Origin of the sequence: Arthrobacter sp. 754 (assembly GCF_040548695.1) — a bacterium.
Taxonomy (GTDB): domain Bacteria; phylum Actinomycetota; class Actinomycetes; order Actinomycetales; family Micrococcaceae; genus Arthrobacter.
Map to the genome: position 1 here is coordinate 228,352 of NZ_JBEPSC010000004.1, position 25,262 is coordinate 253,613.

Genomic DNA, 25,262 nt, shown 5'->3' on the forward strand with positions numbered 1-25,262 from the left:
GGGGTTGCCCTGGAAGCCGAGCTCGCCGGCGTGCGGAAGTTCGCCTCCCAACAGTCAAACCCTCTCTCACTTAATGCATCATTTTTGCCAACGCTCTATCACTTTTCTCAAGACAGTGAGAGAGCATTGCCGCCGGACTGCGCCGTCACCGGATTTCCACGGCCGGACACAGTTGAGCGTTATTGACAGTGCTGGCTAGGCTGGGTCACATGCGCGAACTCCAGGCCACCATCATTGAGGAAATGGGCGTTCAGCCCCGGATCGATCCCGCCGGGGAGGTCCGCAAACGCGTGGAGTTCCTTAAGGATTACCTGAAGGCGACCCACACCAAGGGCTTCGTCCTGGGGATCTCCGGCGGCCTGGACTCATCACTGGCGGGCCGTCTCGCCCAGCTGGCAGTGGAGGAACTGGAGGCTGAAGGGGTGGAGGCCAACTTCGTTGCTGTCCGGCTCCCCTACGGAATCCAGCACGACGAAGACGACGCCCAGGCGGCCCTGGACTTCATCCGCGCCAAGACGGAATGGACCTTCAACATTTCCGCTGCCGTGGACGGGTTCGAGGACGAATTCGAGAAGACCGTGGGCTCGGAGATTTCAGATTTCCACAAGGGGAACACCAAGGCCCGCACCAGGATGATCGCCCAATACGCCTTGGCCGGCGAACACAATTACCTGGTGATCGGTACCGATCACGGCGCAGAGTCCGTCACCGGTTTCTTTACGAAGTTCGGCGACGGCGGCGCAGACATCCTGCCGCTGTTCGGCTTGAACAAGCGGCAGAACCGCGCCCTGCTGGCCGAACTGGGTGCCCCTGCCCGCGTGTGGGACAAGGTTCCCACGGCCGATCTTCTCGATGACAGGCCAGGACGCACGGACGAGGACGAGCTCGGCCTCAGCTACGACCAGATCGACGATTACCTCGAAGGCCGCGAGGTCTCTGACGAGGTGGCTGAAAAGATCGAGGAAAAGTACCTGCGCACCCGGCATAAGCGCACCGTCCCTGTCACCATCTTCGACACGTGGTGGAAGTAGCAGCACTTTTTGACTGGCAGGAACCCGTTTCAGGCAGCCACTGCTGATGAACCACGACGTCGGCTCTTACCTTGCGGGGAAGCCGCCCGCCGCCGTCGGCCTCTTTCTGCGGTTCCGGGATCTCGTTCATGCCGCCGGCGAGTGTGAGGAACGCGTCCACCGCACCGAGGTGGCGTGGGCTGACCGCCGGGTTTTTGCCTCTGCCTTCATCTTCTCCCAGCGGCTGGAAGTGGCGATTGATCTGCTGCGGCAGGTAGGCCACCCCGCACTGCTCCAGACTAGGGAAAAAGTACGATCTTCCCGCGGACATGGCCCGTCCGGCTGGCCTCCAACGCGTCAGCGGCTTCGATCAGCGGGAACCGCCCAGAGATCGTGAAAGTCAGCAGGCCTTCCGCCGCCAGGGTGGCCGCCTCCCAGATCCGCCCTTCCTGAAGCTGGACACTGGCAATCCCGGCTTCCTCTGAGCGTGTGCCCGGCACGGTGGTGACAGCCCGGCTCCGGTCGGAAAGCAGCCCGACGGTTGCCGCCACCGACTCCTCGGTTCCCACCGCGTCCAGTACGGCGGTGACCGGCCCCGCATCCTGGGCTGCGGCCCGGATACGTTCGGCCAGGCCCGGGCCGTAGGTCACAGGGAAGGCGCCCAGTTCCCTCAGGTAGTCCTGGTTGTCCTCGGAGGCAGTACCGATCACGCCTGCCCCGAAGGCCTGGGCGATCTGGACGGCTGCGGAACCCACTCCGCCGGCGGCCGCGTGGATCAGGACAACGTCATCGGGGCCCACTGCCAGCTGCTTCAGCGCCGAAAACGCGGCGCCACCCGCGACCGGGATGCAGGCTGCCTGCTCCAGGCTGACGCCCACCGGGACGGGAGTCAGCTGGTCCGCAGAGAGCACCGCCTCCGTCCGGTAGGCGCCCGGCAAGCCATTCCAGATAACCTCGTCACCAACGGAAAAGCCCTCGAAAGCAGGCCCAACCTCAGTCACCACCCCCGCCGCCTCGCTGCCTGGAACCGCCGGAAATTCCAGGGGCATAGAGTCCTTCAGGACGCCCGTCACCAATCTCCAGTCCGCAGGATTGACGCCGACAGCCCGGAATTGCACCCTCACCTGCCCTGGACCGGGAGGTGCCAGTTCCTCGGGGCCTACCTGCAGAACCGTCGGCTCGCCGTATCCGGTGAAGTAGATCCTCGTGCTCATATCCGCTGCCTTACTGCCGGCTCCATTGCCTGCGCCCCTCCCGGCTCCTCGGCGTCCGGACCTACGGCTAGGGTAGGGCCGCTGCCCGGGCTTCACAACAGGTCTTTGCCGGTCCCCAGCTGGACGGTGATCCGGTGGGCTTCCTCCATCAGCAGCCGGCCCAGGAATTCCTGCCGTTCAACGCGGAACCGCGGTTCAATGCCGGTCAGGGAAAGCGCCCAGGCCGGCCTGCCCGCCTGGTCAAAGACGGCGGCCCCCATCCCCCAGCTGCCTTCCAGCACCAGGCCGGGATTTACCGAATAGCCTGCCTGCCGGGTCCTGGCGAGGCTGGCCCGGACCACGTCCGCAGTGTGCCCTTCGGCGAAGGCCCCGGCATGGTCTGTCCACTGGTCCAGCAGCTGTTCCTGCTCCGCTTCGGGCAGGAAGGCCATGATTGCTGTTCCCGCAGAGGCGACGCCCAAGGGGAACCGGACTCCTTCGTGAAGCACAAAGGACCGGACCGGAAAGCTGCCTTCCTCGCGCAACAGGCATACCGTCTCGGAACCGCGGCGGATGGAGAAGAAAGCGCTCTCGCCGGTTTCCTCGGCGAGCCTGCGGAGGCTGGGCCGGGCAATGTCCTCCAGCGGGAACCGCGCGGAGGCCACCGACCCCAACAGCAGGATTTCCGGTCCCAGCACCCAGTTGCCTGTCCCGGCGTCATGGTCCAGGAGTCCCTCGGACGCCAGCGAGGTCAGGAGCCTGTGAACGGTGGGCCGGGTCAGGCCTGATTCGCGCACCAGCTCCACCAGGGACGAACCCTCGGCCCTGCGCCCGACGATTCGCAGCAACGACGCGATCCGGCTGACCACTTGGGCGCCCTGGACGGGAAGTTGGCTCATTTTTGCTCCTCCAAATCCATATTGTGGACAGTTATCAGCTTACCGTCCACAGTGTAGAAGAGCGTCTCTCAAAGGGAAATAGTGGCCTTGACAGGCTCTCACACGGCCACGTACGCTCCCAGTTCAGGCCCGAAGTCCACAAAGTGGATACCTGCCGACAATGAATGCTCAATGAGGAGATGGAATGTCCAAACTGAAATCCGATGCCGCCACTGCTTTGGCGGACGTGCTCCGGAACGACATGACGCTTGCTGTCGGCGGTTTCGGCCTCAGCGGCATCCCGGCGGACCTGATTGAGGCCGTGCGCGATTCGGGCGTACGCAACCTGACCGTCGTGTCCAACAACATGGGCGTTGACGGCAAGGGCCTTGGTGTCCTGATCGAGGCCGGGCAGGTCCGGAAGGTCATCGCGTCCTATGTGGGCGAGAACAAACTCTTCGCCGAGCAGTACCTTGCCGGCAGGCTGGAAGTCGAATTCACCCCGCAGGGCACCCTCGCCGAACGCCTCCGCGCCGGCGGCGCCGGCATCCCGGCGTTCTACACCAAAACCGGCGTGGGGACGCTCGTTGCCGAAGGCAAGCCGCTCGCCGAGTTCGACGGCGAAACGTACGTGCAGGAGCGCGCCATCAGGGCCGACGTCGCGCTCGTCCACGCTCACACGGCGGACACCGACGGGAACCTCATTTACCGCTACACGGCCCGGAACTTCAACCCGGTGGTGGCCACTGCGGGCGCGGTAACCATCGCTGAGGCCGAAGTCATTGTGGAGCCGGGCGCGCTGGATCCGGACCACATCGTCACCCCGGGCGTTTTCGTCCAGCGGCTCGTCCAGGCAAGCGGCCGGATCAAGGACATCGAACAGCGCACGGTCCGCCCCCGCGCCGAACTCACCTCCGCCTGAACGCCCTGAATCTAACTAAGGAGAACCCCATGGCCTGGACCAGGGATGAAATGGCTGCCATCGCGGCCGAAGAACTGAACGACGGCGACTACGTCAACCTCGGCATCGGCATCCCCACGCTGGTGGCCAACAACCTGCCCGACGGCGTCCGCGTTGTGCTGCAGAGCGAAAACGGCCTGCTCGGCATGGGCCCGTTCCCCTACGAGGGCGAGGAGGACGCTGACCTCATCAACGCCGGCAAGCAGACCGTCACGGTCCTGCCCGGCGGCAGCATTTTCGATTCCGCCACGTCCTTCGGCATGATCCGCGGCGGACACGTCAAGGTGGCTATCCTCGGCGCCATGCAGGTCTCCGGGAACGGTGACCTCGCCAACTGGACCATCCCGGGGAAGATGGTCAAGGGCATGGGCGGGGCAATGGACCTCGTTGCCGGAACGCCGCGGGTCGTGGTTCTGACCGAGCACAACGCCAAGGACGGCACGGCCAAGATCGTCACCGAATGCACCCTGCCGCTCACGGGACTGAGCTGCGTGGACCGGATCATCAGCGACCTCGCGGTCTTTGACCTGCTTAAAGCGGACGACGGCGGGCGGCAGCTCACGCTGACGCGCCTGGCCCCGGGGGTCACGGTGGAGGAACTCCGCGTGAAGACCGAGGCTGCGTTCACGGTCAGCCTCGACGAACCAACGCCCGCTTTGGAAGGAGCCACGGCATGAGCCTGAAGGAACAGTTCGGCAAGGATGTCCTGCTTACCGGCTGGGGACACAGCCGGTTCGGCAAACTCACCGACGAGACGCTCGAATCGCTGATCGTCCAGGTGGCCACCGAAGCCATCAGCAGCGCAGGGATCGAGGCCGGCCAGATCGACGAGATCTATCTTGGCCAGTTCAATTCCGGCATGATGCCGCTGGCCTTCCCGTCCTCGCTTGCCCTGCAGGTATCCCCGGACCTGGCCAATGTGGCCGCCACCCGGGTGGAGAATGCCTGCGCCTCCGGTTCGGCTGCCTTCCAGCAGGGCACCAAGTCCCTTCTGGCCGGCACCGCCAAGACCGTGCTGGTGATCGGGGCAGAAAAGATGACCCACGCGGGCGCCGACGTCGTGGGCGCGGCCCTGCTCGGCGCCGACTACGACATGGCCGGCCAGACCTCCACTACGGGCTTCACCGGCCTGTTCGCCGACGTCGCCAAGCACTACGAGAAGCGCTTCGGGCGCGGTGACGGTCAATCGGGTCCAGGGAAGCTTGGCGACGTCCTGGGCACCATCGCGGCGAAAAACCACCGCAACGGGGTGGACAACCCCTACGCGCAGCTCCGCAAAGACCTCGGCGAGGACTTCTGCCGCACTGTCTCAGACAAAAACCCGATGGTGGCCGACCCGCTGCGCCGCACCGACTGCTCCCCCGTGTCCGACGGCGCCGCCGCCGTCGTAATTTCCACCTCACCGTCGTCGTCGGCCGCCACCTCGCCGGTGCGGCTCGCCGGTTTTGGCCATGCCAATGATTTCTTTCCCGCCGAACGGCGGGACCCCACCGCCTTCGCCGCCACCCGCGTATCGTGGCAGCGCGCACTGGCGATGGCCGGCGTCGGGCTCGGGGACCTCGACTTCGCCGAAGTGCATGACTGCTTCACCATCGCCGAACTGCTGATGTACGAGGCCATGGGCCTGACCGAACCCGGCCACGGCGCCCGGGCATTGGACGAAGGCTGGGTCTTCAAGGACGGCAAGCTGCCCGTCAACGTCTCCGGCGGACTCAAGGCCAAAGGCCACCCCGTCGGCGCCACGGGCGTCTCCCAGCACGTGATCGCGGCCATGCAGCTCACCGGCACCGCCGGCGGCATGCAGCTCGCCAATCCGCGCCGGGCGGCCGTGCAGAACATGGGCGGGGTCGGAATCGCCAACTACGTCAGCGTCCTCGAAGCCGTCTGACAAAACCAACGCGGGGTCAGATCCGGCCCGTTCCGGACGCTTTATTGGGCCGGATCTGACCCCGCGTTGGTTGTGGAGGGAGGGGGAATTGTCGGGTTGCTGGGTGCCCACCTACCCCTGTCCATCCTTCCCGGCTAGAGTAGTAAGCATGCTGATGAAACATCGGCATGCTTACCAGACTGAAGGAGCTCCAATGAATTTGGGCAACATCATCAGGAATGCCATGGGACGGACAACCAACGGGACCAAGGCGGGCGGAACGATGCGCCGCACCGGCGGGATGAACACGGCGGGCCGCCCCCACACAACAGGACGGGCCGGCGGCACCCTTGCCGACCGTATCCGCGGCATGCTGAAAAGGCACTGACCAGCCGCGACAATCGCTGAGCAGGCCCCGGAGATCCTCCGGGGCCTGCTTCTTTGCCCGGAAATGAGCTGATCTCCGGAGTACGATGAGGACATGGTTTCTGCGGTTCGCCACCGCCCTGGACGCGTCACGTCCCCCAGGCCGTCCTGCCCTCAAGACCCTGTCGCAGCGCCATGAAAGCCCAACCGGGCACCTTTGCCCTGGCCCGCAGCGCGCGGCGCTACCTGCGCCGGGTACCCGTCTGGGTCTGGCGCCTTCTGATGCACAGTGTAAGTTCCAGCGAAAAGGCCCGCTTCAACAAAGACCCCATCACAGGCCTGGAATACACCCTCGACGTCGACTTTGTCGGCGCGGGCCACCGCTACCAGCTCCTGGACGTGATCACTCCGTCCTCCGCCGGTGCCGGCTCCACGGCACTTCCCGTATACGTGTACTTCCACGGCGGCGGCTGGACCTCCGGCGACAAGGCGGCCCTCACCAAATACTGTGCGAGCCAGGCCGAGGCCGGAATGGTGGTGGCCAACGTCAACTACCGGGTAGCCCCCGAGTTCCACATGGCACACGTCCTGGACGACGCGAACGCGGCCTTGAACTGGGTGCAGCGGAACATCGGCCGGTACGGCGGGGACCCCCACCGTCTGGTACTCGGAGGCGACTCCGCCGGCGGCCAGATCGCCGCGCTGCTCACGGCTGCGACGATCCGTCCTGAACTGGCACGGCACTACAGCCTGACCCCCGCCGTCGATGTCCAGGACATCAAGGGACTGGTGCAGCACTGCAGCGTGGTGGACTTCTCGGTATTTTTTGAAAAAGGTTTCGTGCTCAGCCTGAACTTCGTCCGGATGCTCCTCCCGGGCCACGTGGTCCGGGAACCGAAACCGCGCCGGCACGAGCGCCTTCGACGGGCCGCCCGGTTCCTCTCGCCGATCGAATGGCTGGATTCCCGTCATCCGCCGGTCTTCGTCACAACATCTGAACGCGACTATTTTTACGCGGCCAACATGAACTACATTGACCGCCTCCGTGAGCACTCCGTTCCGGTTGACGCCCTCGTGTACGACTGGGCACAGACCAACACCGAGCACACCTGGCAGCAGAACTACCGCTACCCCGAATCACAGGAGGTCTACCGCCGGCTCCACGCCTTCGTAGAACGGGTGGCCGGGTAGCGCCACACCCCCGCCATCCGGGACTATCTTTGAGTCATGGCGCTCCGCGACCCGAAGAAGCCCGTGGCCCCCGCTATGGGACCCGCTGACGGCACTAACCGCGACGATGCGGCAGTCAGAGACTGGGACTGGTCCGTCCTCCCGGACGGCTCGGTAAGGTCCCGGTTCGCCGCGCCCAGCGGCAGCCTCGCGATGGCAACAATGGGCAAGCCGCAGAACCCGCGCGTGGTGCTGGTACCGGGCGTCACCGGGTCCAAAGAGGACTTTGCCATCGTGATGCCCGATCTCGCCGAGGCCGGCATGTACGTGGTCAGCTACGACCTTGCAGGACAATACGAGTCAGCCGGGGCCGGCCCGGAGAACCTCGTCCCGCCCCGCAGCCACTACGACTACGAGCTCTTCGTCAACGATTTCATTGCCGTCCTTGAGGACGGCAGCGGTCCAGCCCATGTCGTCGGCTATTCGTTCGCCGCCCTCGTGGCGCAGATCGCCTTCACCCGGCGGCCGGAGCTGTTCCGCAGCCTGACCCTCCTGAGTTGCCCGCCGGATCCCGGGCAGAGCTTCAGGGGCGTCAGCAGGTTCGGCAGGTTCAGCCGCTGGGCAAACGGCCGGGTAGGTGCCGCCCTGATGATCTGGGGGATCCGCCGGAATTTCAACAACGTCACTCCAAGCCGGTTGAAGTTTGTCCGGCACCGGTTCCGGTTCACCCGAAGGCAATCGGTACGGGACATCTATGAACTGATGAAGCGTGCGCCGGACCTCCGACGGGTCCTTGCCGCCGCCACATTGCCGAAATTCGTTGCGGTGGGTGAACACGATCTGTGGCCGCTTCCACTGCATCAGCGCTTTGCCGAGTCCATCGGTGCCCGCATCTGCGTGTACCGCGGGGGCCACAGCCCCTCCGAGACCTCCCCTCACGAGTTCGCGCGGGATCTCCTTGCCCTCTACGCCGAGGCCGGCCAGGAGGGGCCCCACGCAGGCTAGGGCTGGCGGCGGTGCTCGCGTTCCCACCGGCGCCGCTCGGCAAGGCGCCGCAAAGGCGGCTCGGCGGAGAACTCCTCCCGGAATGTCTCCATTGTCATCGCCATCCTGCTTCGCATTGAGTCAAGACTGGCAAAAGGCCTGGCCGAAACGCCCACGCGCAGGGAGGGATCGTAGGTTACGGACATGTCAGGATGAAGGTGGTACGAAATGTCGAAGTCGTCATGAACGAGGGAATTGTCCCGGATGACGGTATGCCGGAGCCGCTCCCAGACATCGGAGCGAAGGGCAAAGTTGGAACCGAAGACCGGGGTGTGGCCCATCAAAAGGGTGACCGCCCAGAAGAAGCCACCCAGGTAGAGACTGCGCCCCAGCCAGCACACCAGCCTGCTCGCCCCGTAGAAATATGCCGGGCCGGTCACTGCCGAGAGCGGCCCGGTCCGGTCCAGGGTTGTTTCAATGCGCTGCAGCCAGTCCGCCGGCGGCCGCGAATCCGTGTCCAGCCGGGCAATGATGTCCGATCTGGCCGCGTCGAAGCCGGCAGCGGTTGAAGCGGCAATTCCCGGCAGGCTGACAGGGATCCTCCGCACCCCCGCCGCGGCGCAAAGGGCGGCGGTGTGGTCGGTGCTTGAGTTGTCGACCACGATGATTTCGTCAGCGGGACGGGTCTGGATTTTGAGCATTGCAAGGCATGACGCCAGCATGTCAGCATCGTTTCGTGTCGGTATCACCACCGAGATGGATCCCATACTGGCCAGACTATCGGGCCACATAGGGAGAAATACCCTTGCAAGCAGAGCTTCAGCCCCGTACGTTTGGGACAGCGGATGAAGTTCGCAGCACCGGGGGCCTTTTGCCGACGGGGCAACTCAGAGTCACACGAAGGAATGCAGCATGGCAACAGGCACAGTTAAATGGTTCAACGCCGAAAAGGGTTTTGGTTTCATTGCCCCCGACGACGGGTCAGCCGACGTTTTCGCGCACTACTCGGCAATCGCCAGCAGCGGCTACCGCTCGCTGGATGAGAACCAGAAGGTCGAATTCGATGTGACCCAGGGCCCCAAGGGCCCGCAGGCAGAGAACATCCGTCCGCTCTAATAGCTCGATGTAACGCTGCGGCCCGGCCGCAGCACCTGCTACACCGAAGGTCCCGCTGAAACATCAGTTTCAGCGGGATTTTTGCGTCTACCGCGATTTTTGCGTCTACACAAAAGCCGACTTCCCTGTCACGGCGCGGGCCACGATCAGTGAGTTGATCTCATAGCTGCCCTCGTACGTGTACAGGATCTCGGCATCGCCAAAAAGCTTGCCCATCTCATAGTCCGTGCTGATGCCGTTGCCGCCCAGGAGCGACCTGCCCATCGCCACGGACGCCCGCGCCAGCCGCGTGCACGTCGACTTGGCCATGGCTGCCTGGGCCATGTCCAGCTTTCCGTCCTCCTGGATCCTGGCCAGCTGGGCCATCAGCGCCAGCGACGCCGAGGCGTTGCCAAGAATTTCCGCCAACTGCTGCGCGATCAGCTGGAACCGTGCGAGTTCCTTGCCGAACTGCTTCCGTTCCAGCGAATAGGAACGGGCGACGTCGAACGCGGCCAGCTGGATTCCGGCGGCCTGCCAGCCAACCCAGGCGCGTGAGTCCCGCAACAGGGCGTTGGCCTTGGAAAAGTCAGTCGCGCCCGGGAGCATATTGGCCCCGGGGATCCTGACGTCCGCCAGCACGATGTCGGCGTTCTGCATGATGCGGAGGCCGATCTTGTTCGCAATTTTGGTGGCCGTGAACCCCGGCCGGTCCGTCTCCACGATGAAACCCTTGATGTGCCCGTCGCTGACGTCACGGGCCCACACCAGGGCGAAGTCTGCAATGGTGCCGGCGCCTATCCAGCGTTTGGCGCCGCTGATGACCCATTCCCCGTTGTCCAGCCTGGCAGAGGTCGCCAGGCCGCCGGCGATGTCCGAGCCATGGTCCGGCTCCGTCAGGGCGAAGGCTCCCAGCCGGCTGAAGTCCGCCAGCCCGGGCAGCCAGCGGACCTTCTGCTCCTCGGAGCCAAGTTCGTTGATCATGCCGACGATCAGTTCGTTATGGATCCCCACCAAAGCGGAGAGCGAGACGTCAGCGCGGGCCACCTCCGTGTACATGAGGCCCTTGAACAGCTTGGAACTGCCATCGGTCTGCAGGCAGCCCAGGCCAAGCCGGCCCAGCTCCTTGACCAGGCCGAACGGGAACTCCTCGCGGTTCCAGTATTCGATGGATGCCTGCCGCACGGACGCCTGCAGGAAAGCCCGGATATCCAGGTACCGCTCCCGCTCGGACGCCGGTAAAAGGTCAACAACGTACATCAGGTCGGCGTCCGGGAAGGGCAACCCCTCCGGATTTGCGCGCCCGTTTCCCTGTGGCTGCACGGATATTCCATCCCTTCGCTCATCCAGACCCTTGGATGTCCTAGTATATTGCACAGGATCGAAGACAAAGTGAGATGCATCACGTGGCGAAAGGCGGATGACGATGGCCACACCACTCCCCCGTGATCCCATCGCGGACGCCCGGCGCAACTGGGAGGACAGCGGCTGGTCCACTGAGGCCGGGCCCATGGCCGCCATCACGGCGATCATGCGCACCCAGCAGATCCTGCTGGCCAGGGTCGAGGGCATCCTCAAACCGCTGGGCCTGACGTTCGCCCGCTACGAACTGCTGGCCCTGCTGAGTTTCACCCGCAACGGGAAGCTGCCCATGAACAAGGCGAGCGCCCTGCTCCAGGTCCATCCGACCTCGGTGACCAACGCCGTCGACCGGCTCGAAAAGGCGGGGCTGGTGGTGCGCGCGCCGCATCCCACCGACGGCCGCACCACGCTGATCGAACTCACCGCGGAGGGCCGTACCGTTGCCAAGAACGCGACGGCGGCCCTGAACTCCGAGGTGTTCAGCCAGTCTGGCTTCAGCTCAGAGGATGTGGACCACATGATCCGGATCCTGGCGGATTTCCGCAGGCATGCCGGGGACTTCAGCGGCTGAGACAGCCCTGGCTGGCGGCCCGGCGGCCGGGGTGGTCCGGCGGTTGGTTCAGCGGGAAGTCTTGCGGCGCCGGATCCTTCGCACCACAAGCCAGGCCACGCTCAACGCCAGCGCTCCGTAGACGGCGTAGTTCAGGAAGCGCGAGTACTGCTCGATCAGCCGGTATTGGGTCCCCAACAGGAATCCCAGTCCAATAAGGGTGCCGTTCCAGAGGCCGCTTCCGGCGAGCGTGAAGAGGCTGAAGGTCCCCAAGTGCATTTTGGCGGCGCCGGCAGGCAGGGAAATCAGGCTGCGGACCCCCGGCAGCAGCCTGCCGAAGAAGATGGAGGACCTGCCATGGCGCCCGAACCAGCCTGCCGCGCCTTCAAAGTCCTGGCGGTCCACGAGGGGAAGCCGGGACAGGCCGCGGATGGATCGCTCCAACCCGAGCTTTAACCCGAGCCAGTACAGCAGCAGCGCCCCCAGGTAGGCTCCGAGCGTGCTGGTGATGAAAACCAGCAGGAGGCTCAGGGACCCCTGCTTCGCCAGGTATCCGGCCAGCGGCAGGATCACTTCACTGGGAATGGGCGGGACCACGGTCTCAGCCAGGGTAAACGCGCCAACGCCCCATTCGCCGAGGTTGTCGATTGCCTGGGCCGCCGCTCCCACAAGGCCGCCAAGGTTGTCCGCTGTTCCGGTGGCCGCTGCAACTGGTCCCAAAAGGTGCCCCGTTCAACTAGGTAGGTCATGCCAGGTATACCGCACGCGCCTGGCCGGAAGCTGAACGGGTTATCGGTGGTTGAACTCCGGCTGGCGCTTCTCCGTGAACGCGGCCATGCCTTCCTTCTGGTCTTCGGTGGCGAACAGCGAATGGAAGAGCCTTCGCTCAAAGACGACGCCCTGGGCCAGACCGAGTTCGAAGGCGGTGTTCACGGCTTCCTTCGCCAGCATGGCCACCGGCTTGGACTTGGAGGCAATGACTTCGGCGGCCTTCAGCGCCTCATCCACAACGTCCTCCGCGGGCACCACGCGTGAGACCAGCCCGGCGCGTTCGGCCTCGTCGGCGCCGATGAAGCGTCCGGTGAGGATCATGTCCATGGCTTTCGCCTTGCCCACGGCACGGGTCAGCCGCTGCGAGCCGCCCATGCCCGGAAGTACGCCCAGGTTGATCTCGGGCTGGCCGAACTTGGCGTTGTCGCCGGCGATGATGAGATCGCACATCATTGCCAGCTCGCAGCCGCCCCCGAGGGCGAAACCCGACACGGCAGCGATGGTGGGGATGCGCAACCTGGTGAAGTCCTCCCAGCCGCGGAACCAGTCAGCGGCGTACATGTCCATGTACCCCTGGGCTGCCATCTCCTTGATGTCTGCGCCGGCGGCGAAGGCCTTGGTGGAACCGGTGATCACCACCGCACCCACAGCCGGGTCGGCGTCCATGGCCGACACCGCGGCCACGAGCTGGACCATGGTGGCCTTGTCCAGGGCGTTGAGCGCCTCCGGCCTGTTGAGCGTGACCAGGCCGACCCTGCCGCGCTGTTCCACCAGAATATTCGTGTACTCCGTCATGCCGGACTCCCGTCGTTTTGCGACTTCGCCCGGATGTCCGTGATGATTCCGGAGAAGTCGCGGTCAGCGCCGCCTTCAGCCGCAAACGTATCGTAGATTTCCGATGCCAGCGGCCCCAGGCGGGCTGCCACGCCCGTGCTCTGGAGGGCGTTCAGTGCGAGCCGCAGGTCCTTGGCCATGAGCGCCCCTGCAAAGCCGGGCCGGTAGTCGCGGTTCGCCGGGCTGGTGGGGACCGGGCCGGGAACGGGGCAGTTGGTGGTGAGCGCCCAGCACTGACCGGAGGCGGCGGAGGCGACGTCGAAGAGCGACTGGTGTGTCAGGCCGAGCTTCTCGCCCAGTACAAACGCTTCGCTGACGGCGATCATGGAGACGCCCAGGATGAGGTTGTTGCAGATTTTCGCGGCCTGGCCGGCACTGTGTCCGCCGCAGTGGACCACCCGCTTGCCCATAGCCTCCAAAATCGGCCGCACCGATTCGAAGTCCTCCGCTTCGGCGCCCACCATGAAGGTCAGCGTTCCGGCTTCGGCGCCTACCACCCCGCCGGAGACAGGCGCATCAACGGACCGGTGGCCCGCCCCGACGGCCAGCGCGGCCGCCTCGCGGGCCTCGTCCACGTTGATGGTGGAGCAGTCCAGGAACATGGTGCCCGGGGCGGCCGCTTCCAGCAGCCCGGGTTTTCCTTCCACGCCGCGGTAGGCGTCCAGCACATGCCGGCCGCTGGGAAACATGGTGAGCACCACGCCGGCCCTGGCAACGGCGTCCAACGGATCGGACACCGTCGCCACGCCATGGGCGGCAGCAGCCTCGAGCGCGGCGGGAACAACGTCGTAGCCCGCCACCGGGTAACCGGCCCTGACCAGGTTCACCGCCATCGGCCCACCCATGTGGCCCAGGCCCAGGAAAGCGATCGCGGGTTTCTCAGACATGGTCCGTCTCCTTTGGCTGAAGGGTTAGCTCCCGGTCTCCGAGCGGCTCGAAGAACCGGTCAACATCGGCCGGCCGCACCTCATGCAGGGTGGCCGGTTTCCAGAGCGGCGTGCGGTCCTTGTCCACCACCTGCGCCCGGATTCCTTCGCGGAAGTCCGGCGCGGCCAGGAACCGCAGTCCCACCCGGTATTCCTGCGCCAGGGCCGCGTCCAGTGTCAGGTCCCTGGCCCGCCGCAGGGACGCCAGAGCCACCTTCACGGCGGTGGGCGACTTAGCCTCAATGGTGTCCGCCGCCTCCGAGGCCTCCGCAGCGACCGCCCCGGCCACGTCGCGCAGCCTGCGGACTATGTCCTCGGCGTCGTCGCTGGCATACGCTTCGTCGATCCACGCGCGCTGGCCGGCCAGCGTTGAGGGCGGGGAGGGCCGGGCGAAACGTACGACGGCGGCTTCCGCGCTTTCGCTTTCGAGCGCGGCTGCCAGCTCCGGAAGGCTGTCCCCCGGGACATGGTGGTCCGCAAGGCCCAGGAAGAGCGCATCCGCCCCAGTGAGGTGGGCCCCGGTGAGCGCCGCATGGGTTCCCGCCTCCCCCGGCGACCTTGCCAGCAGAAAGGTGCCGCCGACGTCGGGCACAAAACCGATAGTGGTTTCCGGCATCCCCGTCCGGGTCCGTTCGGTGACCACCCGGTAAGAGCCGTGCGCGGATATTCCGACGCCGCCGCCGAGCACCAGCCCGTCCATGAAGGCGACGTAGGGCTTGGGGTACCGCGCTATGACGGAGTTCAGGCGGTACTCGGTAGCCCAGAAGTCCGCCGTTTGGGTCCCTCCGGTGAGCAGGTCCCGGTAGATCGCCACGATGTCCCCGCCGGCGCAGAGGCCCCGCTCGCCGGCGCCGTGCACCAGAACCGTGGCCACGCCGTCGTCGTCCGCCCAGGCGGTGAGCTGCTCCAGCATGGCTGCCACCATCCCGGCGGTGAGCGCGTTCACGGCCTTGGGCCGGTTGAGCGTGATGATGCCAAGGTGGCCGCGGCGGGCGAAGAGGACCTCCGGCCCGCTGGTTTCCGTGCCTCGTTCCGGTGTCAGCCCGGTCATCAGCTTCCTTCCGGCATCACGAAACTGGAGCCCTGGCGGATCCCGGACGGCCAGCGCGTGGTGACCGTCTTGGTCTTGGTGTAGAAGCGGAACGCATCGGCGCCGTGCTGGTTCAGGTCGCCGAAGCCCGACGCCTTCCAGCCCCCGAAGGTGTAGTAGGCGATGGGCACGGGGATGGGAACGTTGATCCCCACCATGCCTACTTCCACTCGGCTCGCGAAGTCGCGGGCAGCATCGCCGTCGCGGGTGAAAATGGCGACGCCGTTGCCGAACTCGTGCTCGCTGCACAGCCGGAGGGCCTCGTCGTAGTCAGCCGCCCGGAGGATGCTCAGGACGGGCCCGAAGATTTCCTCCTGGTAGATCTTCATGTCCTTTGTGACGTGGTCGAACAGCGTGGGACCAACCCAGAAGCCGTCGTCGTAGCCTTCTACCGTGAGGCCGCGCCCGTCGGCCAGCAGGGTGGCGCCCTGGTCCACGCCGGACTGGATGTAGCCCTCGATCCGTTCCTTCGCGCTGGGGGCCACCACTGGGCCGAAGTCGGAATCCTTGGCCAGGCTGTGGCCCACCTTGAGCCCTTTGATGCGGTCCTGGAGTTTGCCGGCCAGCCGGTTGGCGGTTTCTTCCCCCACGGGGACGGCCACGGAAATGGCCATGCAGCGCTCGCCGGCGGAGCCGTAGCCGGCTCCGATCAGGGCGTCGGCGGCCATGTCCAGATCGGCGTCCGGCATGATCACCATGTGGTTCTTCGCCCCGCCGAAGCACTGCGCGCGCTTTCCGTGCGCGGCGGCGGTGGCGTAGATGTACTGGGCGATGGGGGTTGAGCCCACAAAGCCGATGGCCTTGACGCGTGGGTCCTCAAGCAGCGCATCGACCGCTTCCTTGTCACCGTTGATGACGTTGAACACGCCGTCCGGGACTCCCGCTTCGGAGTACAGTTCGGCCAGGCGCAGGGGCACCGATGGGTCACGTTCGGAGGGTTTGAGGATGAAGGCGTTGCCGGCGGCCAGGGCGGGGCCGGATTTCCACAGCGGGATCATGGCCGGGAAGTTGAAGGGCGTGATGCCTGCGACGACGCCCAGCGGCTGCCGGAGGGAGTGGATGTCAATTCCCGGGCCCGCATCGGTGGAGAACTCGCCTTTGAGCAGGTGCGGGGCGCCTGCGGCGAACTCCACCACTTCGATGCCGCGCTGGATATCGCCCTTGGAGTCGGCGAAGGTCTTGCCGTGCTCGGAGGAGAGCAGGGTGGCCAGCTCGTCCAGGTTCTGATTGACCAGATCAACAAACTTCAGCAGAATCCGGCCGCGGCGCTGGGGGTTCATGGCGCCCCACTCGAGCTGGGCCTTCTCCGCGGCGGCCACGGTGTTCTGGACTTCCTCCCGGCTGGCCAACGGAACCCGGGATTGGACCTGGCCCGTGCAGGGATCAAAAACGTCGCTGTACCGGCCTGAGTTACCGTCGACCCGCTGGCCTCCGACGTAATGGGATAGTTCGCGCACCATGGCTGAATGCTCCTTTGCATGTGATTCAGATCATCTTTTGCAAGCGAATATACTCGGACTTCCTACTAAATTCCAGAGGTGCCCGGGCCGCGTGGGCCGCCACCGGCTATGCCGGGCGCCCAAGTTCGGTAAGTTAGGGACTGTGAAGATTGCTACCTGGAACGTGAACTCCCTCCGCGCCCGCGCCGACCGCGTGGAGGCCTGGCTGCAGCGCAGTGACTGCGACGTCCTGGCCATCCAGGAAACCAAGTGCAAGGACGAGAACTTTCCGTGGGAGCTGTTCGAACGCCTAGGCTACGAAGTGGCGCATTTCGGCGTGGACCAGTGGAACGGTGTTGCCATCGCTTCCCGGGTGGGTCTTGAAGACGTTGAGCGGACCTTCCTGGACCAGCCTCCGTTCGGCAAGGCAGGCAAGGACCCTGTACAGGAGGCCCGCGCAATGGCCGCCACGTGCGCCGGCGTCAGGATCTGGAGCCTTTACGTACCCAACGGCCGCTCCCTCGACGACGAACACATGCCGTACAAGCTCAAGTGGCTTGAGTCGCTCAAGGACCATGCGCAAAGCCTGATCGCTGCAGATCCTACTGCCCAGGTTGCCCTGATGGGCGACTGGAACATCGCGCCGCTGGATGAGGACGTCTGGGACATCAACCTGTTCCTGACCCAGGGATACACGCACGTCAGCCCACCGGAACGTGCAGCGTTCCACGCCTTTGAAGAGGCCGGCTTCACCGATGTGGCGCGCCAGTACACCCCCGGGCCCGGCGTCTACACCTACTGGGACTACACGCAGCTCCGCTTCCCCAAGAAGGAGGGGATGCGGATCGACTTCGTCCTCGGCTCGCCCGCGCTGGCTGCCCGCGTCACCGGCGCCTCGATCGACCGTGAGGAACGCAAAGGCAAAGGCGCCTCTGACCACGCCCCCGTGCTGGTGGACCTGGCCGACTGATGGTCGCAACGTGGGCTCAGGAAAGGAGACTGCAGTGACCGGAAACCTCTACCGGGGCCAGGCCGGCCTGCCGTTCTCCTCCACCCTGCGGGTCTACGAACCCCTGGATGCCTTTCCGGAAGGACAACGGGAAGCCATCCGGGCCGCCGGCGCGCGGACAGCCTCCCGCGCCGCCGTCGAAAACGCCGAACTGCTTGCCTCGCTGGGCCGGATCACACGTTCGGGCGGAGACCCGTTTCCCACCGGACGCACCGACCTGGTCAGGGTCACCACCGTTCCCGGCGTCGCGCCAGGGCGCAAGCCACAGGCCGGAACGTCCGACGGCGGTGCTGACGCCGCCCCGGGTGCCGACCCGGCGTCCGGGACCGGGACAGGAACCGGGACCGGGATCGGATCCGAAACCGGGGGCGAGTCCGCGGACGCGTCTTTGCTGTTGTACTGCCCCAGCCAGCTGGTCCTGCGCGCCGGGCTCGCCGCGAATGCGCTGATGGAGGGCATCCACGGGCCGCTGGCTGAGATGCTGATCCCGGAAGAACAGCGGGACAAGCACCAGGAACGGATCGACCAGGTCAAAGCCCGCGACGGTTCCATCCGGGTGCACACCCGCGCTTCCACCTGGGGTATCCCGTTCAGCTGGTTTTCGCTGTTCATGGACAGCGACCGCAAGGATGTGGTGGAGTCCGGCGGGCGTATCCTGACCGTCAGGGTCTGGGCTCCCATCACCGAGGCCATAGAGCGGGCACGCTACGCCGTGGCGCACCTGGCTTTGGCCGCGCCGGATCTTGACATGCTCGATGACCTCGCCCAGCTGACTGAGTGGCTGGAGCAGTTCCACGTCCAGTCCATGGTGGAACTGGACTACGGCGCGGTGGCGGACAAGGTCTATCCCGACGAGTCGCCCATGGACATCAGGCTGGGCATCGAATGCCTGGCGGAAGGCGACATGACCGGCGCCGCAGCAGCCTACCGCCGGCTTGCCTCCCGCTGGATCCCCATCAGGCAACTGGCCCGCGCTTCCTGAGCACTGCCTGTCCACAGGGCTCAAGCGGGACCAGCCCCGCGAAAGCCGCGGACACTGCCTGTACCGGCCGCTAAGCTGCCGTTTCCCGGGAGGGGGGCGGCGCCGTCGTGCGCCTCACAATGAGCTGATGGGGTGCGATGGCGGAGCACACCGCCCCTGTGACGCCGTCCAGTTCGTCAAGGAGCATCTTGGTTGCCAGTTCGGCCTGCTCGTCGGGCCGCTGGCCCACGGTGGTCAGGCCCACGGCATCGGCGAAGTCGTGGTTATCGATCCCCACCACTGAAAGGTCCTCGGGTACACGCACCCCCAACCGGGAGGCTTCGAAAATTACGCCCATGGCCATTTCGTCAGAGGCGCAGAAGATGGCCGTGGGTTTGGGACCCGGCCGGGCCCACAGGCGCCGGAACGCCTCCTGGCCACTGCGGACCGTGAAGTCTCCCACCTCGTCCCATTCAGGGCGGGCGGGGAGGCCTGCGGCGGCCATCACGTCCTTGAACGCCAGGATCCGCACGCGGGGAACATCGAAGTTGAGGTCTGTCTCGTCGTCGCCGTGCAGGAGGGCAATGTCCCGGTGGCCCAGGTCGATCAAATGCTGGACCGCCGTGGAGGCAGCAGCGTAGTCATCAATGCCGATGTACGCGCACTCTTCGACGTGCCCGCCCACCACCACCAGCGGGATATCAAGCTTCTGCAGGTGCTCCAGCTCTTCGTGGGTCAGGGCCATGCAGAGCACCAGCAGGGCGTCGATCTGCTTGTACACCATGGTCTTGCTGAAGAGCCGTTCCCGGTGGCTGCCGTGGCCGCCAAGGTTGAACAACGACAGGTTGTAGTTGCGGGCGTGGAGCTCACGGTCGGCACCCTCGATCGCCTTGGAAAAGAACCAGCGGCTCACGAACGGCGCGAGCACGCCGATTGTCTTGGTGCGGCCGGTGGCCAGCCCGGACGCTGACGAGGAAGCAACGTAGCCCAGGGCCCCGGCCACCTCGAGGATCTTCTCCCTGGTGGCGGGGGAAACCCGTGGCAGTCCGCGAACCGCCCGGGATACAGTGGCCGTTGACACTCCGGCCGCGGCCGCCACATCCTCGATGCTGACGCCGCTGTGGCCGCCTCGTTGGGACCTCTCAGTTATGCGTGCCACCGTGTCCCCCTTATGGGCTCATGCAATATCCGCACGGCGTCCTGCGATACCCCCCACGCCGCTGATCTTTGACCGCGTGTCGCTGCGCCGGGCTACCCAGCCAGTGTCAGCCGCGCACCGGTTGCCCGTGCGCGGCTGACGCGTCGCTATCTCCGGTCCGGAAGCCGCCGCCGCAGCCGGACCATACCGTAGATTGCCAATAGTGTGGCCAACAGGCCCAGCGCCCACCAGAGCGCGGGTTGGCCCGTCACTTCCATCCACACTGTTACCACCAGCAGGACCAGTGCCCAGAAGCCGAGGAACCCGATGATGATGTCAAAGTCCTCGCCGGAGCGAACCAACCGGCGCCCGTTTCCCGCCCCCTTGGATTGCGGGCGGGAAACGCCCTTCGTCACTTGACCGCACCCGCCGTCAGGCCGGCGACAATCTTGCGCTGGAAGACCAGCACCAGGATCACCAAAGGAATAGTGACAATGGTGCCGGCAGCCATGATGGCCGTGTACGGAATCTGGTTTGGCTGCGCACCGGCAAAGTTGGCGATAGCCACAGTGACCGGCTGGGTTGCGTCGCTGGACAACTGGCTGGCAATAAGGAATTCATTCCACGAGGAAATGAACGCCAGGATAGCCGTCGTGAAGATGGCCGGTGCCGCCAGCGGCATGATGACCTTCCGGAACGCCTGCCCCTGGGTACACCCGTCAACACGTGCCGACTCCTCCAGCTCCCACGGCATTTCGCGGAAGAAGGATGTCAGCGTGTAGACAGTCAGCGGAAGCACAAACGAGATGCTCGGAATAATCAGCGCCTGGTAGGTGCCCATCCAGCCAATGTTGGTGAAGAGCTGGAAGAGCGGGGTGATGAGGGCAACGCCGGGGAACATCGAGGCTCCCAGGATGAAGCCCAGTACCAGGAACTTGAACCGGAAATTCAGCCGTGCCAGCGCGTAGGCGGCAAACACGCCGATCAGCAGGGACACCGCCGTCACAACGATGCCGATGAAGATACTGTTCAGCAGCGCCTGGCCGAACCTGTTGCCGAAGGACGTGTCGAATGCCGTGATGAAGTTGTCCATCGTCACGTGGGTGGGCAGGACCGAGGTGTCGTAGGTGAAGCCCACCTCGCGGAACGCCGTCACCACCATCCAGTAAGCCGGGGCAAGGCACCAGATCAGGATCACCGCGGCGCTGATGTATGTGCGGCCCTGCGCCCACTTCTCGCGGTTCTGGGCCGTTTTGCGTCCAGCGTCCTGCCTGGCGCGCAGCTCCGTGGAGGCTGTCGAGGTGGTCATTTCTTCCCCTTACCTGAAGCGCCGCTTTGTTCTACTACATTTGCGCCCAGGAACCGGACGAAAATGAAAGCGACCAAGAAGATGATGATGAAGGTGATGGTTGAGAGTGCCGCCGCCGCGTTGAACCCTTGCCTGACCTGTTGAATAACCAGGATCGAGAGCGTGGTGGTGTTGTTGGCGCCGCCGGTGAGGATGTACGGCAGGTCGAACATCCTGAGGGCATCCAGGGTGCGGAACAGGATGGCCACCATCAGCGCCGGCTTCACCAGCGGCAGCGTGATCATCCGGAACCGCTGCCACGCCGTTGCTCCGTCAACCTTGGCTGCCTCGTAGACCTCTGCCGGGATCATCTGCAGCCCGGCAAGGATCAGGAGTGCCATAAACGGCGTGGTCTTCCACGTATCAGCGATGATGACGGCCCACTTGGCCGGCCACTCACTTCCGGTCCACAGGATGGAAACGTTGAACAGCTTGTTGATGATGCCGTTGAAGTCGAACATGAAGAGCCAGAGCTGGGCGGTAACGGCCGTGGGGATGGCCCACGGCACCAGCACAGCGGCACGGACAATGCCGCGTCCCTTGAAGGTCCGGGCCATGATCATGGCCATCCAGAAGCCGAGGATCGTCTCAAAGATCACGGTGATGACCGTGAAGATGAACGTGGTGCTCGTCGCGGACCAGAACTGGCCGCCGAGGGTGCCCGGCGGACAGGCCACCGTGCCGCCGCCCGGGGCAGCACACTGCTGCGCCAGCCAGTTCACGTAGTTCTGGATGCCCGCAGGCCCGCCTTCGGTGAAGAGGCCTGTGGCCGGGTCCAGGCCCGCGTCCTTCTGGAAGGACATCACGATGGCGCTGATGATCGGATAGACGATCACAACGCCCAACGCGATGATGGTGGGTGCCAGCAGCCAGGAAGCCCACTTACCCTGGCTGAGGATCTTGTTGTCCTCCCCCACACCCTTTGGCGCGTGGTGGACCGGGGTCCCGCCCGGCGCCGGCTTGGTAGCCGGCGTCGGGCCTAATTCGGTTGCCATGGCTGAACTACGATCCTGCGCCAGCGGACTCGATGGACTTCTGCATGTCAGACAGTGCCTGCTCTGCAGACTTTTCGCCCTTCAGTGCAGCGTAGGCGTTCTCCTGGACCGCCTTGGTCACGGCCGGGTAGAACGGCGTAACCGGACGGGGCACAGCGTTGGCAAGTGACTCCTTCAGGACCGTCAGGTAAGGCAGCTTGGTGGTCAGGTCCTTGTCCTCGTACAGCGAGGCGAGAACCGGTGCCAGGGAGGCCTGGTTCGCGAAGAACTTCTGGTTTTCCTCGCTGTCGATGTACTTGATGAAGTCCAGGGCGGTGGCCTTGTTCTTGGAGTAGACGCTGATGGCTGCACTGTGGCCGCCGAGGGAGGAGGCGCCGGGGCCGCTCTTGCCCGGCAGGGGTGCCATGGCGAACTTGTCCTTGACTGCCGAGGAGCCTTCAGTGGTGATCAGGCTGTAGATGTAAGGCCAGTTGCGGTGGAAGAGCAGGTTGCCGGACTGGAAGGCGCGGCGGCTTTCCTCTTCCTGGAAGGTGATCGCTTCCTGCGGAATGTTGCCGTCCTTGTACGCCTTGACCAGGTTCTCGAGTCCGGCCTTGGCCTCCGGGGTGTTCAGGCTGGGCTTGCCGTCCTTATTCAGGACCGATCCACCGGCGGAGTTGATGGCTTCAGCGGCGTTGACGGTCAAACCTTCATACTGCTTGTACTGGCCGGAGTAGCAGCCGATGTTGTTGGCCTTGGCGATGGAGCACATGCCCATCATTTCGTCCCACGTCTTGGGAGCCGTGGGGACAAGATCCTTGCGGTAGTAGAGGATGCCGCCATCGGAATCCTTGGGTGCGGCGTAAAGAGTGCCCTTGTAGGACGCTGCTTCGACCGGGGCCTTGAGCATCTTAGAGGTGTCAATGGCCATCTTGTCCTTGAGCGGCTGCAGCCAGCCCTTGGCCGCAAACTCTGCCGTCCAAATGACGTCAACGCTGACGACGTCGTAGTCCGACTGCTTCGCCTGGAAGTGCTGCACCAGGTCGTCGTGCTGCTGGTCGGCCTTGTCGGTCTGCTCCTTGAAGGTGACCTTCTCATTCGGGTGTGCGGCGTTCCACTTCTCAATGAAAGGCCGGACCACGTTGTTGTTGTCCTTGCCCTGAACGTAAGTGATGGGCCCGCGGCCGTCGAGGTTGGCTTCGGCGTCAGTACCGCCGCCGCCGCCGGTAGTGCCGCCGCCGCCCCCGCCTGCACAGGCCGAGAGCGTCAGTGCCAGGATTCCGGCGGTTGCCGCCGGGAGTAGGAATTTTCGGGTTTTCATATGCTTGAGGCTCCTCGCTGAGTGACAAGATAGTCGACAGTGCGGTTGATGTGGTGACCATCACACTAGTAAGCTCGCTGCGGTTTATGCAAGCGTTTACATCAAAACGTTACCTGAGAGGAACCAAATGCCCCATCCACCCGTTCCCACACCCGCTTCCGGCATCGGTTCCTGGTGGGCCAGTGCCGTTGTCTATCAGGTTTACCCGCGTTCCTTCGCGGACGCCAACGGGGACGGAATGGGTGATCTTCGCGGAATAGCAGCCCGTCTGCCCTACCTTGAGCAGCTGGGCGTGGATGCCATCTGGCTGTCGCCCTTCTACAAATCGCCGCAGGCCGATGGGGGCTACGACGTAGCGGATTACCGGCAGGTCGATCCTCTGTTCGGAACGTTGGCCGACTTCGATGCTTTGTTGCAAAATGCTCACGGCCGTGGCCTGAAGGTCATCGTGGACCTCGTACCCAACCACACCTCGGATGAGCACGCGTGGTTCCGGCAGGCGTTGGCGGCAGCTCCGGGCACCGCGGAGCGGGACCGGTACATGTTCCGGCCGGGCAAGGATGAAGTCGCCGGGTCCGGCGACGGCAACCTGGCACCGAACAACTGGAAATCCATCTTCGGCGGACCGGCCTGGAGCCGTGTCACCGAACAGGACGGCAAGCCCGGCGAATGGTATCTCCACCTTTTCGACACCAAACAACCGGACCTGAACTGGGAAAACGCCGAGGTCCGTGAGGAAATGCGTGCCGTGATCCGCTTCTGGCTGGACCGCGGCGTCGACGGATTCAGGGTCGATGTTGCCCACGGCATGGTCAAAGAGGCTGGCCTGCCGGACTGGGAGGGTGTGGCGGCCATGGTGGAAGGCACCGCTGAGACGGCGGACAAGCGGCATACACCCCCGGGTGATGCCCCCGGCGCGCACACGGACTCACAGGAACCGCACCGCGCCGTGTCGCCGCTGTACCCGCCGTCGCCCTTCTTTGACCAGGACGGCGTCCACGAGATCTACCGGGACTGGCACAAAGTACTGGCCGGGTACGACGGCGACCGGATGATGGTTGCCGAAGCCTGGGTTGAACCGGCGGAGCGGCTGGCCCGGTATGTCCGGCGGGACGAAATGCAGCAGGCCTTCAACTTCGACTTCCTCCTGGCAGGCTGGGACGCGGAGCGGATGGCTGAAGCCATCGAAGACTCACTGAAGGCCGCCGCCTCGGTAGGGGCTCCGTCCACCTGGGTGCTGAGCAACCATGACACGGTCAGGCACACCACACGGTTTGGGCTGAAAGACCCCACCACCTTCCCCAAGGGCCTGGGCGCACGCGACGAACAGCCGGATGCAGCCCTGGGGCTGGCGCGCGCCCGCGCGGCCACCCTGGTCTCCCTGGCACTTCCCGGCTCCTCCTACATCTACCAGGGCGAGGAACTCGGCCTTCCGGAGCACACCACGCTCCCCGACGAGGCCCGCCAGGATCCGACGTTCTTCCGCACCAAAGGAGCAGAGATCGGCCGCGACGGCTGCAGGGTTCCCCTGCCGTGGAAGGCTTCGGAGCCCGGCTACGGCTTTTCGGTGGCTTCCGGCCCGGACGGGAACGACGACGGCGCGGCGGGTTCAGCCCACCGTCAGCCGGCAGCGCCGTGGCTGCCGCAGCCCGAGTCCTTCCGGGTGCTCGCGGCTGACAGGCAGGACGGCGTCGAAGGTTCCACCCTGGAGCTCTATCGTTCCGCGCTGGCATTTCGTTCCGGCCAAGGGCTGGGATCCGGAGATTTCCGGTGGGCAGATGTCCATCAGCCCGATCGCGGTGTACTGGCATTCCATAACCGCGATATCCTGGTCATGAGCAATCTGGGGCCAACCGCGGTGCCTGTCCCCCCTGGCCATGTCGTAGCGATGACGAGCACCCCCGTGGCAGCAGCCGACGTGACCGAAGTGCCGCCGAACTGCACGGTCTACCTGACCACCTGAGCGGACTGATGAACCAAAGGCGTGGGAGGCGGTTCCGCCCACGCCTTTGGTT

General features: G+C 65.0%; 27 protein-coding genes. 12 read left to right on the forward strand and 15 right to left on the reverse strand.

From position 1 onward, the window contains the following. The first annotated feature begins 209 nt into the window (after nucleotides 1–209). Nucleotides 210–1,031, forward strand: coding sequence for an NAD(+) synthase (gene nadE / locus ABIA70_RS13145; RefSeq protein WP_354148001.1), 822 nt, complete (start codon nucleotides 210–212; stop codon nucleotides 1,029–1,031). On the opposite strand, the gene ABIA70_RS13150 is transcribed toward nadE, so the two are convergent. The 3 genes from ABIA70_RS13150 to ABIA70_RS13160 all read right to left on the reverse strand — a co-directional run bounded on the left by ABIA70_RS13150 (nucleotide 1,003) and on the right by ABIA70_RS13160 (nucleotide 3,102). Further along, nucleotides 1,003–1,293: a hypothetical protein gene (locus tag ABIA70_RS13150; protein WP_354148002.1), complete on the reverse strand. Its 291-nt coding sequence runs from the start codon at nucleotides 1,291–1,293 to the stop codon at nucleotides 1,003–1,005. The two genes, nadE and ABIA70_RS13150, sit on opposite strands and share 29 nt — an antisense overlap. 16 nt (nucleotides 1,294–1,309) lie before the next feature. Then, nucleotides 1,310–2,224 (reverse strand): NADP-dependent oxidoreductase, encoded by a 915-nt coding sequence (locus ABIA70_RS13155; RefSeq protein WP_354148003.1) that lies wholly within the window; start codon nucleotides 2,222–2,224, stop codon nucleotides 1,310–1,312. 92 nt (nucleotides 2,225–2,316) lie between these two features. Further along, nucleotides 2,317–3,102, reverse strand: a complete 786-nt coding sequence (locus ABIA70_RS13160; RefSeq protein WP_354148004.1) for an IclR family transcriptional regulator — start codon at nucleotides 3,100–3,102, stop codon at nucleotides 2,317–2,319. 184 nt (nucleotides 3,103–3,286) lie between these two features. On the opposite strand from ABIA70_RS13160, the gene ABIA70_RS13165 reads away from it, so the two are divergent. The 6 genes from ABIA70_RS13165 (at nucleotide 3,287) to ABIA70_RS13190 (ending at nucleotide 8,450) form a co-directional block, all read left to right on the forward strand. Continuing rightward, the gene (locus ABIA70_RS13165; protein ID WP_354148005.1) at nucleotides 3,287–4,003 is read left to right on the forward strand and encodes a CoA transferase subunit A; all 717 of its coding nucleotides are present in this window, start codon (nucleotides 3,287–3,289) and stop codon (nucleotides 4,001–4,003) included. A gap of 29 nt (nucleotides 4,004–4,032) precedes the next feature. After that, nucleotides 4,033–4,719 carry a CoA transferase subunit B gene (locus ABIA70_RS13170; RefSeq protein WP_354148006.1) on the forward strand — a complete coding sequence of 229 codons (687 nt, stop codon included), beginning with the start codon at nucleotides 4,033–4,035 and terminating at the stop codon, nucleotides 4,717–4,719. Beyond that, nucleotides 4,716–5,930 (forward strand): acetyl-CoA acetyltransferase, encoded by a 1,215-nt coding sequence (locus ABIA70_RS13175; protein WP_354148007.1) that lies wholly within the window; start codon nucleotides 4,716–4,718, stop codon nucleotides 5,928–5,930. The genes ABIA70_RS13170 and ABIA70_RS13175 overlap by 4 nt, the downstream gene beginning before the upstream one ends. 193 nt (nucleotides 5,931–6,123) lie before the next feature. Continuing rightward, nucleotides 6,124–6,297, forward strand: a complete 174-nt coding sequence (locus tag ABIA70_RS13180; RefSeq protein ID WP_354148008.1) for a hypothetical protein — start codon at nucleotides 6,124–6,126, stop codon at nucleotides 6,295–6,297. Nucleotides 6,298–6,470: 173 nt separating this feature from the next. Beyond that, nucleotides 6,471–7,466, forward strand: a complete 996-nt coding sequence (locus tag ABIA70_RS13185; RefSeq protein WP_354148009.1) for an alpha/beta hydrolase — start codon at nucleotides 6,471–6,473, stop codon at nucleotides 7,464–7,466. A gap of 75 nt (nucleotides 7,467–7,541) precedes the next feature. Next, entirely contained in the window at nucleotides 7,542–8,450 is a 909-nt protein-coding gene (locus tag ABIA70_RS13190; RefSeq protein WP_354148313.1) for an alpha/beta fold hydrolase, read from the forward strand. Here the strand turns inward: ABIA70_RS13190 and ABIA70_RS13195 are convergent. Continuing rightward, a complete protein-coding gene (locus tag ABIA70_RS13195) occupies nucleotides 8,447–9,196 on the reverse strand; it encodes a glycosyltransferase family A protein (protein ID WP_354148010.1) in 750 nt (249 codons plus the stop codon). The genes ABIA70_RS13190 and ABIA70_RS13195 overlap by 4 nt on opposite strands. A gap of 145 nt (nucleotides 9,197–9,341) precedes the next feature. On the opposite strand from ABIA70_RS13195, the gene ABIA70_RS13200 reads away from it, so the two are divergent. Then, nucleotides 9,342–9,545, forward strand: coding sequence for a cold-shock protein (locus tag ABIA70_RS13200; protein WP_013599688.1), 204 nt, complete (start codon nucleotides 9,342–9,344; stop codon nucleotides 9,543–9,545). 105 nt (nucleotides 9,546–9,650) lie between these two features. On the opposite strand, the gene ABIA70_RS13205 is transcribed toward ABIA70_RS13200, so the two are convergent. Next, nucleotides 9,651–10,784, reverse strand: a complete 1,134-nt coding sequence (locus ABIA70_RS13205; RefSeq protein WP_354148314.1) for an acyl-CoA dehydrogenase family protein — start codon at nucleotides 10,782–10,784, stop codon at nucleotides 9,651–9,653. Nucleotides 10,785–10,950: 166 nt separating this feature from the next. Between ABIA70_RS13205 and ABIA70_RS13210 the strand changes: the two genes are divergently transcribed. Then, nucleotides 10,951–11,457 (forward strand): MarR family winged helix-turn-helix transcriptional regulator, encoded by a 507-nt coding sequence (locus ABIA70_RS13210; RefSeq protein ID WP_354148011.1) that lies wholly within the window; start codon nucleotides 10,951–10,953, stop codon nucleotides 11,455–11,457. Nucleotides 11,458–11,505: 48 nt separating this feature from the next. On the opposite strand, the gene ABIA70_RS13215 is transcribed toward ABIA70_RS13210, so the two are convergent. The 5 genes from ABIA70_RS13215 to ABIA70_RS13235 form a co-directional block, all read right to left on the reverse strand. Further along, entirely contained in the window at nucleotides 11,506–12,156 is a 651-nt protein-coding gene (locus tag ABIA70_RS13215) for a DedA family protein (RefSeq protein WP_354148012.1), read from the reverse strand. Nucleotides 12,157–12,225: 69 nt separating this feature from the next. Next, nucleotides 12,226–13,002 carry an enoyl-CoA hydratase gene (locus ABIA70_RS13220; RefSeq protein WP_354148013.1) on the reverse strand — a complete coding sequence of 259 codons (777 nt, stop codon included), beginning with the start codon at nucleotides 13,000–13,002 and terminating at the stop codon, nucleotides 12,226–12,228. Continuing rightward, nucleotides 12,999–13,928 carry a 3-hydroxyisobutyrate dehydrogenase gene (gene mmsB / locus ABIA70_RS13225; RefSeq protein ID WP_354148014.1) on the reverse strand — a complete coding sequence of 310 codons (930 nt, stop codon included), beginning with the start codon at nucleotides 13,926–13,928 and terminating at the stop codon, nucleotides 12,999–13,001. Before mmsB ends, ABIA70_RS13220 begins: the two co-directional genes overlap by 4 nt. Next, on the reverse strand, nucleotides 13,921–15,018 hold the full coding sequence (locus tag ABIA70_RS13230) for an enoyl-CoA hydratase/isomerase family protein (protein ID WP_354148015.1): 1,098 nt from the start codon (nucleotides 15,016–15,018) through the stop codon (nucleotides 13,921–13,923). The genes mmsB and ABIA70_RS13230 overlap by 8 nt, the downstream gene beginning before the upstream one ends. Further along, nucleotides 15,018–16,517 (reverse strand): CoA-acylating methylmalonate-semialdehyde dehydrogenase, encoded by a 1,500-nt coding sequence (locus ABIA70_RS13235; protein WP_354148016.1) that lies wholly within the window; start codon nucleotides 16,515–16,517, stop codon nucleotides 15,018–15,020. The genes ABIA70_RS13230 and ABIA70_RS13235 overlap by 1 nt, the downstream gene beginning before the upstream one ends. Nucleotides 16,518–16,659: 142 nt before the next feature. Between ABIA70_RS13235 and ABIA70_RS13240 the strand changes: the two genes are divergently transcribed. Both ABIA70_RS13240 and ABIA70_RS13245 read left to right on the forward strand, forming a co-directional pair. Beyond that, on the forward strand, nucleotides 16,660–17,466 hold the full coding sequence (locus ABIA70_RS13240; RefSeq protein WP_354148017.1) for an exodeoxyribonuclease III: 807 nt from the start codon (nucleotides 16,660–16,662) through the stop codon (nucleotides 17,464–17,466). A 34-nt stretch (nucleotides 17,467–17,500) separates the two neighbouring features. Beyond that, a complete protein-coding gene (locus tag ABIA70_RS13245; RefSeq protein WP_354148018.1) occupies nucleotides 17,501–18,487 on the forward strand; it encodes a DUF8083 family protein in 987 nt (328 codons plus the stop codon). A gap of 70 nt (nucleotides 18,488–18,557) precedes the next feature. Here the strand turns inward: ABIA70_RS13245 and ABIA70_RS13250 are convergent, their stop codons facing one another. The 5 genes from ABIA70_RS13250 to ABIA70_RS13270 form a co-directional block, all read right to left on the reverse strand. Next, on the reverse strand, nucleotides 18,558–19,625 hold the full coding sequence (locus ABIA70_RS13250) for a LacI family DNA-binding transcriptional regulator (RefSeq protein WP_354148019.1): 1,068 nt from the start codon (nucleotides 19,623–19,625) through the stop codon (nucleotides 18,558–18,560). 146 nt (nucleotides 19,626–19,771) lie between these two features. Beyond that, nucleotides 19,772–20,020, reverse strand: coding sequence for a hypothetical protein (locus ABIA70_RS13255; protein ID WP_354148020.1), 249 nt, complete (start codon nucleotides 20,018–20,020; stop codon nucleotides 19,772–19,774). After that, nucleotides 20,017–20,913 (reverse strand): carbohydrate ABC transporter permease, encoded by an 897-nt coding sequence (locus ABIA70_RS13260; protein WP_354148021.1) that lies wholly within the window; start codon nucleotides 20,911–20,913, stop codon nucleotides 20,017–20,019. The genes ABIA70_RS13255 and ABIA70_RS13260 overlap by 4 nt, the downstream gene beginning before the upstream one ends. Further along, a complete protein-coding gene (locus ABIA70_RS13265; protein ID WP_354148022.1) occupies nucleotides 20,910–21,947 on the reverse strand; it encodes a carbohydrate ABC transporter permease in 1,038 nt (345 codons plus the stop codon). The genes ABIA70_RS13260 and ABIA70_RS13265 overlap by 4 nt, the downstream gene beginning before the upstream one ends. Nucleotides 21,948–21,954: 7 nt before the next feature. Continuing rightward, nucleotides 21,955–23,247 carry an ABC transporter substrate-binding protein gene (locus ABIA70_RS13270; RefSeq protein WP_354148023.1) on the reverse strand — a complete coding sequence of 431 codons (1,293 nt, stop codon included), beginning with the start codon at nucleotides 23,245–23,247 and terminating at the stop codon, nucleotides 21,955–21,957. A gap of 127 nt (nucleotides 23,248–23,374) precedes the next feature. Between ABIA70_RS13270 and ABIA70_RS13275 the strand changes: the two genes are divergently transcribed. Next, nucleotides 23,375–25,210 (forward strand): glycoside hydrolase family 13 protein, encoded by a 1,836-nt coding sequence (locus ABIA70_RS13275; RefSeq protein WP_354148024.1) that lies wholly within the window; start codon nucleotides 23,375–23,377, stop codon nucleotides 25,208–25,210. Nucleotides 25,211–25,262: the final 52 nt, after the last annotated feature.